The organism is Christensenella intestinihominis, from assembly GCF_001678845.1.
GTDB classification, from domain to species: domain Bacteria; phylum Bacillota; class Clostridia; order Christensenellales; family Christensenellaceae; genus Christensenella; species Christensenella intestinihominis.
On sequence record NZ_MAIQ01000009.1, the window covers coordinates 1 to 15,378 of the forward strand.

10 protein-coding genes, 1 tRNA gene and 1 rRNA gene are annotated in these 15,378 nt (G+C 52.5%); 11 read left to right on the forward strand and 1 reads right to left on the reverse strand.

Annotated elements, in window-relative coordinates:
* Positions 1-60 precede the first annotated feature (60 nt).
* Positions 61-135: transfer RNA gene (locus BBD38_RS11345), tRNA-Asn, on the forward strand.
* A gap of 61 nt (positions 136-196) precedes the next feature.
* Positions 197-313 (forward strand): 5S ribosomal RNA (gene rrf, locus BBD38_RS11350).
* A gap of 231 nt (positions 314-544) precedes the next feature.
* Here rrf and BBD38_RS11355 read toward each other — a convergent pair.
* The gene (locus BBD38_RS11355) at positions 545-1,303 is read right to left on the reverse strand and encodes a LytR/AlgR family response regulator transcription factor (protein ID WP_147568151.1); all 759 of its coding nucleotides are present in this window, start codon (positions 1,301-1,303) and stop codon (positions 545-547) included.
* Between the two features lie 691 nt (positions 1,304-1,994).
* On the opposite strand from BBD38_RS11355, the gene BBD38_RS11360 reads away from it, so the two are divergent.
* The 9 genes from BBD38_RS11360 to BBD38_RS11400 all read left to right on the forward strand — a co-directional run bounded on the left by BBD38_RS11360 (position 1,995) and on the right by BBD38_RS11400 (position 15,378).
* Complete coding sequence (locus BBD38_RS11360; RefSeq protein ID WP_066688316.1) at positions 1,995-3,080, forward strand: tyrosine-type recombinase/integrase; 1,086 nt, start codon at positions 1,995-1,997, stop codon at positions 3,078-3,080.
* A 254-nt stretch (positions 3,081-3,334) separates the two neighbouring features.
* A complete protein-coding gene (locus BBD38_RS11365) occupies positions 3,335-4,822 on the forward strand; it encodes a M26 family metallopeptidase (protein WP_147568152.1) in 1,488 nt (495 codons plus the stop codon).
* Positions 4,822-11,526: a hypothetical protein gene (locus BBD38_RS11370; RefSeq protein ID WP_066688319.1), complete on the forward strand. Its 6,705-nt coding sequence runs from the start codon at positions 4,822-4,824 to the stop codon at positions 11,524-11,526. The genes BBD38_RS11365 and BBD38_RS11370 overlap by 1 nt, the downstream gene beginning before the upstream one ends.
* 14 nt (positions 11,527-11,540) lie before the next feature.
* Positions 11,541-12,059 (forward strand): hypothetical protein, encoded by a 519-nt coding sequence (locus BBD38_RS11375; RefSeq protein WP_066688321.1) that lies wholly within the window; start codon positions 11,541-11,543, stop codon positions 12,057-12,059.
* 8 nt (positions 12,060-12,067) lie between these two features.
* Positions 12,068-12,724 (forward strand): hypothetical protein, encoded by a 657-nt coding sequence (locus BBD38_RS11380; protein WP_066688323.1) that lies wholly within the window; start codon positions 12,068-12,070, stop codon positions 12,722-12,724.
* 13 nt (positions 12,725-12,737) lie between these two features.
* Positions 12,738-13,271 (forward strand): hypothetical protein, encoded by a 534-nt coding sequence (locus BBD38_RS11385; protein WP_066688325.1) that lies wholly within the window; start codon positions 12,738-12,740, stop codon positions 13,269-13,271.
* Between the two features lie 95 nt (positions 13,272-13,366).
* The gene (locus BBD38_RS11390) at positions 13,367-14,002 is read left to right on the forward strand and encodes a hypothetical protein (RefSeq protein WP_066688327.1); all 636 of its coding nucleotides are present in this window, start codon (positions 13,367-13,369) and stop codon (positions 14,000-14,002) included.
* 93 nt (positions 14,003-14,095) lie between these two features.
* Positions 14,096-14,614 (forward strand): hypothetical protein, encoded by a 519-nt coding sequence (locus tag BBD38_RS11395; RefSeq protein WP_066688329.1) that lies wholly within the window; start codon positions 14,096-14,098, stop codon positions 14,612-14,614.
* 221 nt (positions 14,615-14,835) lie between these two features.
* Positions 14,836-15,378, forward strand: a complete 543-nt coding sequence (locus BBD38_RS11400) for a hypothetical protein (protein WP_066688331.1) — start codon at positions 14,836-14,838, stop codon at positions 15,376-15,378.

The following is a 15,378-nucleotide window of genomic DNA, read 5'->3' on the forward strand; positions in this document are numbered from 1 at the left end:
TTTCTCTTTCATGACTGCTATTCAGTTTTGAATGTGCTTGGCACTTTTAAAACTTTATATTCCTCAGTAGCTCAGCGGTAGAGCATTCGGCTGTTAACCGAAGGGTCGTTGGTTCAAACCCAACCTGGGGAGCCATTTTCAGAGCGGATGTTACGTATGATTCTAGGTCGTAAGTTCGTCTGCCTGGGAAACAATTTCCGGTGGCGATAGCTAGAGGGACCCACCTGTTCCCATTCCGAACACAGAAGTTAAGCCTCTATACGCCTAAAGTACTGCACTGGTGACGGTGTGGGAGGATTGGTAGCTGCCGGATTCCAAATAAAAAAACCATGAGTATCTCATGGTTTTTTTATTTATAGAGATAGTAAGTAAGACTTATAAAATCCATAAGAAAAAAAGTAAATGGCAGATATGTAAGAACATATTATCCGAATCGCAGGTACGGTTCTGGAGCCTCGAATCCATACCGTACTTTTTTGGTTTGAAGAAGCATTACAGATTTCCGGTATTTATGGCAGGGGCCTTTGTAAGAGTACCATGTCTCTTAATCGCTACCCAATTCCTTTTTGATCGCTGAATACTGTCTGGCAGGAACTGGAATTCTGGCGCCGCCGGCAAGCATGATATAATACCGGCCGATTTCTATCACATAATCTGTGTTCACCAAATAAGAACGATGCACCCGCAAAAAATGCTTGGGCAGCATCGTTGCTGTCTTAGAGATACCTGTTGCAATTTCAATACAGCCTTTAAGGCAATGCAGGATTGTCTGGTTTTTTTTGGCGGAAACATATAAGATTTCATTATCCGCGAGAATATGGGTAATCCCCGAAGTATCCCGGATAGTCAGGCATTTTTCCTTCTCTTTTTGCTGCAATTTGCCATATGTCCATTGATACATCCGTAAATAAAGGTCAAACGTCCTGTTCCTGAAAAATATATCATCGTACTTTTTATCTGCCCAAATATTGGAATGGTGCATATATGCGACTTTCGGGAATCCATTCACCAATATGAAACGGAAGGAAAGCTGCTGGACAAGCGTAAGGGAAATATTTTTACCGTTAAATAAATTAAGGGTATAACTACCGGATGCGGTGCAGGAACAAGCATCCTCCGCCACGATTGTATATTGCTCATCAGAGATTTTCCAGCTATACTCATGCACCGGCATTCGTTTCATTACCTTACGGATGGAATCATGCCCGGACAGCGCATATCCAGTCAGGGAGCTGATCCACAGAATCTGGTCGTCCAACCATTCCAAAAATGTATCGACGTCATGAGAATAAATTGCCTCCATGACAGCCCGGATATTTTTACCAATATCGGCCCATAAAGGGCTTCCTTCTTTCCTGCTCAATTTGGCTCCTTGAATTTCAAAATAATACCTGTATGGATAATTTTACCATAGAAAGCACATTAAGATATTAAAGGACCAGATTAAAAATCGTCATTCGTTCAGGAAAGTGCATGATTCGTTTGGATTTCTTGAAATTGGCTTTGCAATGGGAATATAATTGATAAAGGAACAGGATTTATGTATTTCAGGGTAGCATAAATAAAGCTCACAGAGGAGAAACCCAGCAACAAACAAATCAAAGCAATAGAGTAAAAATCACCGCGAGTTTGATAAAAAACACGTAGATGTGTTTTGTGTTGCCTTTTTCTGTCAGATGGAAGATTAGCCTGAAAACAAATGAATCAAAAAAATCCGTTCTTTGGACGGAGCGGATTGCGCAATAGAATTCATATTGTGCAACAAGGCGGCCAGAAGCACTAAAACCCTTATTACCAGCCTATCGTAACATCTTTTCATGAAAGTGTCAACATTCACGAAGGAAATTGTTACAGCAACGTAATAATTCAGATGTATCAAAAAAGCGGATACATAGCGGATTTTGAGGTATAAAAGATATTTTAGGTACTATATCTGGTGAATAAGCCGTCAGCCGAGCCGTCAAAAATTTTAATGCAAAGAGGAGAATTTTATTATGGCAAAGCGAGGAGAAAACATCTACCTGAGGAAGGACGGCAGGTGGGAAGGACGGTATATCAAAGGCAGGAAATGGGACGGCAAGCCAAGCTTCGGATATATATATGGCAGGAAGTATATCGAGGTCAAACAGAAGCTTACGCTCTTAAAGGTACAATTTGCAAAACAGCCGGATATGGTACGCATTTATGGAAACGGGACCGTTGCGGAATGGATGGATTACTGGCTGGAAAAGCTGACCAGGCCATATATAGGCGAGACAACCTATTATACATATAAAACACAGATTAAAACACATATCGTTTCCCGGCTCGGAGCGGTAGAAATAGGTAAATTGCAGCCAAACGATATCCAGGATTTGGTCAATGGAAAGAAGGACAGCCTATCGGCAGGAATGCTGCACAATATACACCGCTTGCTTCGGTCTGCCATGAGGGCGGCGCACGAAAAAGGACTGATTCGGGATAACCCGTGTGTGGGAATTAAACTGCCAAGAAACAGAGCAAAAACGCCGCGGGTGCTGACAAGAAACGAGCAACAGAAGCTGGAACGGACAGCCGTAAAAAAAGGGGCGATCGAATACCTGCTGTGCCTGTATACGGGCTTGCGGCTGGGCGAGCTTTGTGCGCTTAAATGGAGCGATGTGAATTTTGAAACGGGAGCGTTGTATGTACGAGGCACCATGAAGCGTATAGACGGAAAGGCAGTGATCGGAGCGCCAAAAAGCGGAAATTCGGAACGTGAAGTGCCGGTTCCCGCCTTTGTACTGAAAATGCTGCGCATCAGGATAAAGCAAACAGGGGGAAATGGATTCGTATTCGGAACAGGCGGAAAGGCTGCCTCTATGCGCACTATGCAAGCGCGTTTGAAAGCTTTGACGAAGGGAATTGGCCTTGAAGGCGTCCATATGCATACCCTGCGGCACACCTATGCAACACGCTGCCTGGAAAACAGGATCGGCATGGAAACATTGTCTGATCTCCTTGGACACAGCGGGCCGCAAATTACACTCAAATATTATGCGCATTGTACGCGGGAGAATAAATTCGCGTCGGTGAGAAAACTGAAAGCAATCGCCTGTTAGAGTTAGCCGTCAAAACCCGTCAGGCATGTACCTTGAAAACCGAATATAATGCGGAAAACAGGGAGCGTATGCAATATGAATTCTATTGCGCAACGGGGATGGTTACGCCAAGCCTGTACTTGGTCGGGGGTATCTGGGGATACGCCGGCCCTGTCAGCAATATCTCTAAAACAGATGTGCTGCTATTGACAGGATACCATAACAAGGCAGCCGGAGACATTAAAGTTACAAACGTTTTAATATTGGGGATAAGCATGAAAAGCATTCAATTAAAAATGATTATCACGCTGGCATTGGCGCTTATATTGTTGGTAAGCGTAATCGCATATGCCGTGCCGGATGAAGCCCGGGAGTCTGCGGCAGCCGGTACAAGCGTGCCACAGGAAACCGAAGAACCAATTTCAACGGAAGTGCCCGCCGGAACATCCGAAGCAGGCGCAACGCCTGATGCGGAACTGAAAACAACGCAATCCACGCCGGAAGGCACTTTTTTTTCGGAAGATAACATACCGAGCAAGGAAAGTATAGTAATATCCACGGTTACCGATTTGCAGAAGATCGGGCAGGATGAAGCATATCCGCTGGACGGAAACTATATCCTCGCAAACAATATAGACGGCGGGGGAATGGCATTTGCCCCGATTGGGAGTATTGACACGCCCTTTTCCGGAACATTTGACGGAAGCGGACATATGGTCGCAAACCTGCAAATTGCGGACGGCGGACTATTTGCGAACCTCTCGGGGACGGTGCATTCGCTTGAACTAAAGGATATATCCGTAAAGGCAGCCGACACAGCGGGGGTGCTGGCGGGAACGGTTTCGGGCAGCGCGGAGATTGCAGACGTTTTTATTACGGGGACAATCACCCTTTCGGAAGAACATCCGGAAAATGTAATGGCCGGAGGCCTTGCCGGGGTTGTGGAAAACGCGGCCAAAATACAAAATACGCAGGCATACGTGGAAATCAACGAGATACAGGATATGGATAAGTTGGTGGGCGCGCTGGTTGGCAACAATAAAGCTGTGCCGGAAACTTACTCGGGATGTACGTGGTCGCCGTCTTATACAGGGCAGGCGTTTGGGCTTGACAGCACGGTAAATAAAAGCGAAGGCGCCGCGACCATTCAAAGCGCGCCGTCTTATGTAACGCTTATGACAGGCGGGAAAAGCCAACAGGTTACGGCAGACACGGAAAACGCGGCGGTGCGGGGCCTTGCGTTCCGGGAATGGACAACCGGCGGAGAACTATTCAAACTGGCGGGAGGCCAAACGGAAACGGCGACAGTGACAAGTGAAAATGAACAGGGAGCAGGGAACCTGACTGCAGTTTATGAAAAAATATGGGCGGACCAAAGCAAAACGCAAATATATTTTCCTGTTCCCGTCATCATATCAGAAAATACGGGCGGTGAACAACCACTGGAACCCGTAGACCCCGTATTCCCGACAGAGATAGAGCAAATTACGGAAGTAAAACCTCTGGATGGCGTATTTCCTACGCTGATTGAAACGGATATCCGCATTATAAAGAATCCTGTGGATACTACGGGAAGCGCGGGGGAGAAAGTAACGTTTTCCGTAGAGGCACAGGGCGAGGCCCTCCTGTACCAATGGCAGGTCAGTGCGGACGGCGGAAGTACATGGACCGATATTGAAGGAGCGGCAGGGCGCGAGTATACCTTTGCGGCAACACCGGAAGACAACGGAAAGCAGTTCCGTTGCGCGGTAAGCGGAAAATAATGAAACGTATGACGAGGCAGCGTATGAAAGGCAGCGGGAAACCCGGAAAAATAATATACCGTCTTACAGGCGTGCTCTTAGCGGCGGCGCTGTTATTTGGCATATCTCCGGCAGCAGGCGCGGTTGAAATTATAAAACCGGAAACCGAAGAAACGGATGCGCTACAGGCAAAACAGATCAGCGAGATTTTCCCGCTTGAATTGGCGGAACCAACGGAAAAAAGTGATTTGCCCGGGGAAAAAACGGTTTATTCCGGGGCGGCGACGCTTTCCATCGAACCGCGGGCCGGGGAAATTGCAATCGCTTCCGCGGCAGAGCTTGCAAAAATTGGCGTAGATGCAAATTATCCCCTGAGCGGTAATTACGTACAGACAGCCAATATCGACTTGTCCGGGTACGCGGAAGGCGTATGGACGCCGATCGGGTATTATACGTCCGCGGCGGACAACGCGCCGTTCACGGGAACGTACGATGGGCGGGGCTACAAAGTTACTGGTCTGAAGATTACGGGGGCAGAAGACTACCGCGGCCTGTTCGGGTACGCGCTTGGGGCGACGTTCAAGAACATTAATATTGAAAACGCGAGCGTGGCGGGCAGAAGTTACGTGGGCCTGCTGGCGGGGTGGATCGCAAGCAGCGGAATTGTACAAAACTGCAAGGTAAACGGCGGCACGGTGACGGGAAGCAGCAACTATGTCGGGGGCTTTGCCGGGCAGGCGCAGGGAGTCGCGTTCACGGGCAGCCAAAACAACAGCCTGACGGTGGCTATAACAGGCGGCTCATATGCAGGCGGCTTTGTAGGAATGGGAACCAACTTATCGTTTGTGGATTGCGAAAGTAACAGCCTTGAGCTGGCGTCGCCGCGCAACTACCTTGGAGGATTTGTGGGACAGGGAACGAATACGTCGCTGGTGAGGTGCGACACAAACGGGGGAACAGTGAGCGCGGTGACGACCAACCGAAGCAATATCGGCGGGCTGATCGGGAATGAAACCGGGAAGTTGATGATCGACCAATGCTACAACACGGCGGCCATCAAAGGCGGCACGCAGGTAGGCGGTCTTGTAGGGAACGCGGCGCTGGGGAACGGGACGGTCACCAACAGCTACAACCGGGGTGTGATCAACATCAGTGCTACGGGAGCGACGACTACTATGTTTGGCGGGCTGGTGGGGCAGATCGTACGGAACACGTCATATACGTTTGAGGTCAGCGGATGCTATTCGTCGGAGTTTGTATACGGGGGACGTGCGATCGGTTATCTGTCGAACGTCTCCCAGCTATCAGGTTCAAACAACTACTACACGGAACGGACGCAGTGCTCGGTTCCGCTGCAGGCGGCGGCACCGGCGGGATTCGCGGAAAAGGTGACGGATGCGGCGCTGTGGAGGACGCTGCCGAGCGACGCGTACAGGCTGCGGAGCGGCGGCGCGGAAGCGCCGGTGCTGAAGGACAACCCGGAGCCGGACGCGGACCAGAGGACGTATGAGGTAAAGACGGCGGAGGACCTGTATAAGGTGCGCAACGATCTGCAGGGGAACTATGTGCAGACGGCGGACATCGACCTGTCGGCATATGCAGAGTGGGAGACGATCGGGTATTTCACGTCCACGTCGGATTACGCTCCGTTCACAGGGACGTACGACGGCGGCGGCTACAGGATTACGGGCCTTAAGATGACGGGAACAAAGGACTACCGGGGCCTGTTCGGGTATTCGATTGGAGCAACGTTCCGGCATATGCGGATCGAAGGTGCGGATGTTGCGGGAGCAACCTATGTGAGCGCGCTTGCGGCATATGCAATAGACGGGACGTTTGAAGACTGCAAGGCGGAAGAGGGCACATTCCTGGCGACGGGCAATTACCTTGGGGGCCTGACGGGATATTTGCTGCGGGGGACGTATGCGGACTGCGAGAGCAGTGGAAACACCTTCGAAGGAAGTACCTATATTGGCGGCCTTGTAGGATATGGAATGGACGTAAGCATGGAGAGGTGTGATACGAACGGCGGAATCCTGCAGGGCAGGTCAACAAGGACGGGCGGAACGACGGGCGGACTTGTGGGGGGCGTCGTGGGCGTAACGAGACTCATAAAGTGCTACAATACGGCGGAGGTGAACGTGGGGGCGGCGAGCGCAGGAGGCCTTATTGGTTACCTGCAGGGAACGGACGCGGCGATCACGGACAGCTACAGCCGGGAGGCGGTGACGGGGCCGTCTTACGCGGGCGGACTGGTTGGACGGCTTACAATGGACGCGGCGGCAAGCCCGGCGGTGTTCACAGGATGCTATGCGTCGGGGGCGGTGACAGGAGCGACGGGAGCGATTGCGAACAATACGAACGGTGCGGTAACGGGCAGCGGGAACTACTACACGGTAAAGACAGAGAGGACGCTGGCGCTGTCGAAAGACGAGCCAAGCGGCTTTGCCACAAAGGTCGAGGATACCTTTATGTGGGTCACTCTCCCAAGTAATTCCTATCAAAAAATAATTGCAGGATATCCGATCCTTATCGATAACCCGGAGCCGGGAACGGAACAAAAAACATACGAGGTATGGACGGCGGAGGATTTATTCAACGCGCGCAATGATATGCGCGGGAATTATATCCAGATGCAGGACATTGACCTGTCCGGCTATGACAACTGGACGCCGATCGGGTATTATACGTCCGCGGCGGACAATGCGCCGTTCACGGGAACGTACGACGGGCGCGGATACAAGATAACGGGGCTGAAGGTCACAGGGACAGGCAACTACCGGGGGCTGTTCGGATACGCGCTTGGGGCGACGTTCAAGAATATTAATATTGAAAACGCGAGCGTGACAGGCACAAATTACGTAGGTGTGCTGGCGGGGTGGATCACGAGCAGCGGAATTGTGCAAAACTGTAAGGTAAACGGGGGCACAGTGGCAGGGGCCCAGTATATTGGAGGCTTTGCGGGACAGGCGCAGGGAGTCGCGTTCACGGGCAGCCAAAACAACAGCCTGACGGTAACGGCTTCAAGTTCAAGCGCCTTTGCGGGCGGTTTTGCAGGAATAGGAACAGACCTGTCGTTTGAAGACTGCGAGAGTAACAGCCTTGAACTGGCGTCGCCGCGCAACTACCTTGGAGGATTTGTGGGGCAGGGAACGAATACGTCGTTGGTGAGGTGCGACACAAACGGCGGAACGGTAAGCGCGGTAACGACCTACCGGAGTTGTATCGGGGGGCTGATCGGGAATGAAACGGGTAAATTGACGATCGACCAATGCTACAACACGGCGGCCATCAAGGGCGGTACGCTTGTAGGCGGTCTTGTAGGGAACGCGGCGCTTGGGGACGGGACAGTCACCAACAGCTACAACCGCGGCGTGATTAACATCAGCGGTATGTCGTCAGGCACATCTCCAACATACTTATTCGGCGGATTGGTGGGCCAGATCGTACGGAACACGTCGTATACGTTTGAGGTCAGCGGATGCTATTCGTCGGAGTTTGTATACGGGGGACGCGCGATCGGCTACCTGTCGAACGTCTCGCAGCTATCAGGTTCAAACAACTACTACACGGAACGGACGCAGTGCTCGATTCCACTGCAGGCGGCGGCACCGGCGGGATTCGTGGAAAAGGTGACGGATGCAACGCTGTGGAGGACGCTGCCGAGCGGCGTATACAGGCTGCGGAGCGGCGGCGCGGAAGCGCCGGTGCTGAAGGACAACCCGGAGCCGGACGCGGACCAGAGGACGTATGAGGTAAAGACGGCGGAGGACCTGTATAAGGTGCGCAACGATCTGCAGGGGAACTATGTGCAGACGGCGGACATCGACCTGTCGGCATATGCAGAGTGGGAGACGATCGGGTATTTCACGTCCACGTCGGATTATGCGCCGTTCACGGGAACGTACGACGGCGGCGGCTACAAAATCACGGGCCTTAAGATGACGGGAACAAACAGCTACCGGGGCCTGTTCGGGTATTCGATTGGAGCAACGTTCCGGCATATGCGGATCGAAGGTGCGGATGTTGCGGGAGCAACCTATGTGAGCGCGCTGGCGGCATATGCGGCAGACGGAACGTTTGAAGACTGCAAGGCGGAAGAAGGCGCATTCCTGGCGACAGGCAATTACCTTGGGGGCCTGACGGGATATTTGCTGCGGGGGACGTATGCGGACTGCGAGAGCAGTGGAAACACCTTCGAAGGAAGTACCTATATTGGCGGGATCGTTGGGGGCGGCCAGGACGTAAGCATGGAGAGGTGCGATACGAACGGCGGAATCCTGCAGGGCAGGTCAACCAAGACGGGCGGAACGACAGGTGGACTTGTGGGGGGCGTCGTGGGCGTAACGAGACTCATAAAGTGCTACAACACGGCGGAGGTGAACGTGGGAGCGGCGAACGCAGGCGGCCTTATTGGTTACCTGCAGGGAACGGACGCGGCGATCACGGACAGCTACAGCCGGGGGGCGGTGACGGGGCCGTCGTATGCGGGCGGACTGGTTGGACGGCTTACAATGGATGCGGCGGCAAGCCCGGCGGTGTTCACAGGATGCTATGCGTCGGGGGCGGTGACGGGAGCGACGGGAGCGATTGCGAACAATACGAACGGTGCGGTAACGGGCAGCGGGAACTATTACACGGTAAAGACGGAGAGGACGCTGGCGCTGTCGAAAGACGAGCCGAGCGGCTTTGCCACAAAGGTCAACGATATGGATATGTTTGAGATATGCCCGAGCAATTCATACCAGCTTCTGCCGGGCGAATATCCAATTTTAGGGGAAAATCCGGAGCCGACGGCGCCGGCAACCGAGGTGCGCACTGCGGAAGAACTGTATAACGTACGCAATAACCTCAAGGGGAATTATATCCAGACGGCGGACATCGACCTGTCCGGTTATGCAAATTGGGACCCCATTACGGAATTCACAGGAGTATACAACGGGAACGGCTATAAAATCACGGGATTGAAGATAACGGGAACAAGCGGCAACCGTGGATTGTTTGGAAACACAAAAGGCGCCTTTTTGCGGAATATCCGCATCGAGGGAGCCAATATTGCCGGAAAAAATTACCTTGGCGCGCTCGCATCGAATGCGAATGCAACGATCATTATAAACTGCGAGGCAAACCAATGCACGTTAAGCGGAACCAATTATGTGGGCGGACTGGTTGGGCAGACAAATTCGGAAACATCGTTTACGAACTGCGACGTCAACGGGGGAACGGTGAGCGCTACCACAAACCAGGCAGGGGGAATTACCGGCCAGATGCAGGGAAATGTGACGATAGACGGCTGCTACGTGACGGCGAATATTTCGGCGGCAAGCTTTCCCGGGGGAATCGTGGGATATATGTCCAGCGGTACAGGCACGATCATAACCTCCTACAGCAGGGGAAGCGTAACGGGCACCACGGGCGGCGGAATTGTGGGAAGCCTCAATGCGGGAACGCTGTCAATAAATGCATGCTATGTAACGGGAAACATATCGAGCGGAACGGCGGTGATTGGAAACGGCAGCGCATCCGGCGGATCAAATTATTATACGGATTCCACAGGAGCATCCGGCGCGGGGAATGTTGCCGCCACGAAGCTTTCCAACAGCCAAATGATGGCGACGCTACCGAGTGGGGACTATGTACTTGCCGCCGGGAATTACCCGAATATCAGGAGTAACCCGGAAAACCTGAAGGATGAAACGCCGCCCGTGGTTGCGAACATCACCGTCAGCAACGCAGGCATGTTTGCAAAAACAAAGAGCGTCAGCGCAACCGTTACGGATGACATGACAGGAGTAAGCACGGTTTTCTGGGCTGAAACGGCGGACGCTGAATCAGGAACCGCGCTTGCAAAGGACGGCGATCAATGGAGTTCGCTTACGCCGTTTGAAAAGGAAGGAACCTATTACATCATTGCTTATGATGTGGCAAAAAACAGGTCGGTTGCATCCTTTGTGATCGATAAGCTGGACAATACCGCGCCGACAATCAGCAATATTACGGTGCAGACCACAGGCAAACAGCGGAAGGTAACCTTCGACGTCCGGGACCTCCAGCCAGACCTGACGGAAGGCAGCGGCGTCGCGAAGGCCTGGTATTCCACTTCGCCAATCGCCGGGGAGGGAACGTGGCAGCAGGCGGCAAAGGAAGCGGAGGGAAAATATTCCTTCTATATCCCGGAATACAGTGAAGAGGATTACTATATCCGCGCCGAGGATTTCCTTGGAAATGCCACCGCGCCCGCGCTTGCGTATGATAATACCGGCCTGCTTGACGTCAGCCTGCCCATGAAATACATGTTTGTCGTGATACCGAACCTTACGGTGAGCCTCGATGGACAGAAGTTTTTCACACAGAACTTCACGGTTACAAACAACAGCAGCCTTGCGGATGTGCAGGTATCGCTTAATGGCCTGGCGGAAGACGGCGTATACCAGGCGATCAAGCTGAAAGAAGAGGCGGCGAAGCTCACGAGGAACGATATTGTATTGTACATAAAACCGGCGGAATCGTCGCCGGGCGCGTTTTCATCGATGAGGAAGACCACCCTGCAAACGGGAATGGGGCCGTTTGCGCTTGGCACGCTGAAAGCATTGGGACAGAGCGGGTATAACAGCGGTACGTTCACATTTGACGCAAAAATGTACGACTACCAGGAATCGGAAGCGGACGTGTCCCGCCGCGCGAGGTTTGATATGGTATTCAAGTTTGATGCGCAGACAGGCTAAGTGAGGAATGGAAAGTGGGAAAAAAGGGACGTACAAAAAGAAAAAGCCTTACGGCCATATTCGCCGTCGTTGCGGCAGTAGCTGCCATATTTGCAGGAATCCTGATCGGGGCAAATACGGGAATTGGATTCATTGGGGACCGGCAGGCGCAGGACGGGCAGCTTGACCCGAACGCAGGGGCAGGGGATATCGAGAAGGCTCTGCAGGAACGCGCGGAACAAAGCATGTTCTCCCTCAGGATCAATACCAGGCCCGAATTTGAAACGGGCAGTTCGGAAGGGGCGCTGCTGATTGAAAATCCACCGACGAATACCTACCTCATGCAGGTAACGATTACGCTTGACGATACGGGAGAGACGGTCTACAGCACGGGAATGCTCAAGCCAAACAGCAATATTGCAAAGGACAGCCTGGACGTCGCCCTGAAAAAAGGCTCGTATGCCGCAACGGCTATGTTTACGGCATATGAGCCGGAGACGAGGGAAGAAGTGGGAAAAACAGCCGCCGCGATGACAATTATTATTAAGAACTGAGGAACAGCATGAAACGCGTCATTTTGGTTTTATTCGTTGTATGTATACTGGCTGCTGTGCCGACGGCCGCGTTTGCGCTGGCGGGATGGCAGGAATCGCCCGCACAGGGCGAAACGTCCGGGAATTCGGGAGCGCAAAGCAATACCTCGCTGTGGGGATATATTGCCAATGCAAACGAGGAAGGGCTGGTTGATGTGGATATGGACGGAATTTACGACTTCAATATCGTGGGCCTGGAGCTTCTGGACGTGTCGGTGCCGCTCAAGGTGGGCACGGTGGCGATGTATAACGGCGCGAACAAGGAATTTTATTCCAGCATTGGCATAATTCGCAACAACAGTAAGGTTACGCGCGCGAGAATGAGCCTGATTTCCTTCACAAAAGACAGCGCCAATACCAGCACGCTCGAGCTGGCACCGTGGGGAAGCATGCTCACACAAGACAATTTTGCCATGAAGGTGATGGTGAACGGCCAGGCGGGAAGAGCGGAAAGCGACGTTTCGCAAATCAGCGCGTCAAATCCTTTTGTTATGGGTCCCGTCAGTGCGAAACGGACGATGGAATATACATTTGACGCGCAGTTCATAGCGGAAATGGCCGACAAACATATTGGCGAGATCGTGGACTACAATTGCGTTTTTAAATTCGAGTTGGATAACGCATAGGCGGAGGGAGTAAATGGAAAGACAGGGCAGGGGAAAAAAGAAAAGCAGCAGGAAAGCAATCATAGTCTTGGTTATAGCGCTGATCGCCCTCGGAACAGTGACCGGCTATTTTATCTGGCAGAACGCGGCGGGGGGCCATAGCAGGTTTGAACTTGACGAGCTTGCCCGGGACGGCTTTTTTAAGGATAAAAGCCCGGAGGATATCGAGGCGCTGCTAAACCAGGTGGTTTCGGAAGGAATGTTCAATATTTCGATCAATTCAAACCCGGTATTTGAGGACGGGAAAAGCGAGGGAAACCTGCGGATCGAAAATGTGCCCAATAACCCATATTACATGACGGTAGTGATCACACAGGACGATACAGGCGAAAAAATATACCAATCCAAGGGATTGAAGCAAGAGCAGTATATCGAGAACGCCAAACTGTCCGTGGAGCTTCCAAAGGGTGAATATCCCTGCACGGCGGTGTTCACGGCGGTCGACCCGGACACATTGAAAGAAGTGGGAACCGCCGCGGCACAGATAACGATCCACGTACTGAATTGAAGAAGATAATCAATGGAAATCCATTGTTTATATAAAACAGCCTTAATTAAGGGCAACCTAACATCATATTTTCTTACATGAAAGGAGAAAAGAAAATGAAAAGGACAAAAGCATTAATAGCGATCGCGCTTGCTGCGGTCATGGTAATCTCTCTGGGGGGCATCGCCTTTGCTGCCGAACCGGATATCGGCGGAGGCGCGCAGGCTGGCACCGCCGAATCTACAGTAACGATGGCGGTGTCCGCGACGGCGCCGATCAGCATTTCCGCGACGGTTCCGATCACGATCCCTCTGGCGGTTGAGGTAGATACCGGAAATAGCCTCGTTAACACCTACGCTCCTACGGACTGCAACATCATCAATAACTCCAAGAACCTCGGGGACAACAGCGGCGTGGCGATCGACGTAACGGGGATCACGGCGTCCATTGCGCCCGGATCAACAGAATGGTCACTGTCCAAAACCGCTCCTACAGCTGTAACAGCAGACAAGTATAAACTGCAGCTCGGCCTTTGCGGCGGATTTTTTGCAGACCTCGATGTGGCTGCAGGCGGCGTTTCCGATATTGCGACAGGAGACATCGCTTCGGCTTATAAAAACATTGCGGGCGGAACCTCCACAAATCTTGCTGTCAAAGCGGCCGCAGGCGGCGAAGCCGGTGATTATACCAATGTTGACGGCGTAGCAGCCGACATTTTCAAAGTGCAGTTCACCATTGCACAGCACGCTTAACAGCCTTTGAACGGAAAGCCGGGGAACCGGCTTTGTGGCAGGGATTTTCAAAGTCCCTGCCACAAAGCCGATTTATGGGAAGGAAAAGATAGTATGGCGGAAGAACGGAAGCAAAAGAAAAAATGGATCATTGTAGTCATCATTATACTGGTTGCCGCCATTGCGGTAGTGGGGATGTATCTGGGCGGTGTATTCAGGCAGGAAACGCGGGCGGAACGGGACCGTGCGGCGCTGGCGGGGCAGCTTCCGGGTAAGTCGCAGGAGGACATCGAGGCCACGCTCAACCAGGCGGTGGCGGAAGGGATGCTCAATATTACGATCAATCCCGCGCCGGTGTTTGAAACCGGGAGTGCGGAGGGAGACCTCAACATAGAGAATATCCCCGGAAATCATTACAGCATGCAGGTACGCATCACGCGGGACGATACGGGCGAAGGGGTGTATGAGAGCAAGCTCATCGACCCGGGATATTACATCGGGAATGCGAAACTTACGGTCCCGCTTCCAAAAGGGGAATATCCATGTACGGCGGTGTTCACGGCGATCGATCAGGAAACCGAGGACGTCATGGGCACTGCGGCGGCTAAAATTACGATCAATGTACTTGGGTGAGCATAACGGGGCCCCGCACGAGCCCAACGGATGCCTGACATTCCGCAAGCGCAAGCGAAGCGAAGCGCGAGCGGGAAATGGAAGGTATGCAGAGCTGCCTGAGGTTCCAAGAGTGCGGGTGAAACGAAGCACGAATGAATGGAGCGAAGCGAACTTTGTGACGACGCGGGAACCGCGGCGGCCAGGATCACTACCAACATATTAAATTAAGGATAGCATTTATGGAAAAGGCGGAAGAGAAGAAAAAAAGAAGGAAAGGGCTCGTTGCCCTGGTTGTCGTACTGATCGCGGTTGTAGCGGGGCTTTTGGGATATATCTTCCTGTACAAGCCGCAGGCGGACGCGCAGGCGGCGCGGCAGGAGCTGCAGGCGGAAAAAAACGCGGAAATGGGAATTATCCCGGGCATGAGCGACGAAGATATCGAGGCGCGGCTGAACCAGAAGGTGGCGGAAGGAATGCTGAATGTGGCGTGTAATCCAAACCCCACCTTCCCGGATGGAACAAGCGAGGGAAACCTGCGCATCGAGAACATCCCGGGCAACAAATATGCGGTGATGGTAGAAGTAATCCGTGACGATAACGGTGAGGCCGTATATACGAGCGGCCTGATTGATCCGGGATATTTTGTGGAAAACGTGACGCTGGATGTCCCGCTTGCAAAGGGCGAATATCCGGCACTCGCAAAGTTTACGGCGTATGACCCGGAAACGAAGGAAGAAGTGGGTTCGGCGGGAGTCCGCGTGAACATCATTGTGCAGAATTAA

What these genes read in the sequence shown, in the direction of transcription:
- BBD38_RS11360 (WP_066688316.1), top strand. Translation starts at nt 1,995, where the DNA reads ATGGCAAAGCGAGGAGAAAACATCTACCTGAGGAAGGACGGCAGGTGG.
- BBD38_RS11355 (WP_147568151.1), bottom strand. Translation starts at nt 1,303, where the DNA reads ATGGAGGCAATTTATTCTCATGACGTCGATACATTTTTGGAATGGTTG.
- BBD38_RS11390 (WP_066688327.1), top strand. Translation starts at nt 13,367, where the DNA reads ATGAAAAGGACAAAAGCATTAATAGCGATCGCGCTTGCTGCGGTCATG.
- BBD38_RS11400 (WP_066688331.1), top strand. Translation starts at nt 14,836, where the DNA reads ATGGAAAAGGCGGAAGAGAAGAAAAAAAGAAGGAAAGGGCTCGTTGCC.
- BBD38_RS11380 (WP_066688323.1), top strand. Translation starts at nt 12,068, where the DNA reads ATGAAACGCGTCATTTTGGTTTTATTCGTTGTATGTATACTGGCTGCT.
- BBD38_RS11395 (WP_066688329.1), top strand. Translation starts at nt 14,096, where the DNA reads ATGGCGGAAGAACGGAAGCAAAAGAAAAAATGGATCATTGTAGTCATC.
- BBD38_RS11370 (WP_066688319.1), top strand. Translation starts at nt 4,822, where the DNA reads ATGAAACGTATGACGAGGCAGCGTATGAAAGGCAGCGGGAAACCCGGA.
- BBD38_RS11385 (WP_066688325.1), top strand. Translation starts at nt 12,738, where the DNA reads ATGGAAAGACAGGGCAGGGGAAAAAAGAAAAGCAGCAGGAAAGCAATC.
- BBD38_RS11365 (WP_147568152.1), top strand. Translation starts at nt 3,335, where the DNA reads ATGAAAAGCATTCAATTAAAAATGATTATCACGCTGGCATTGGCGCTT.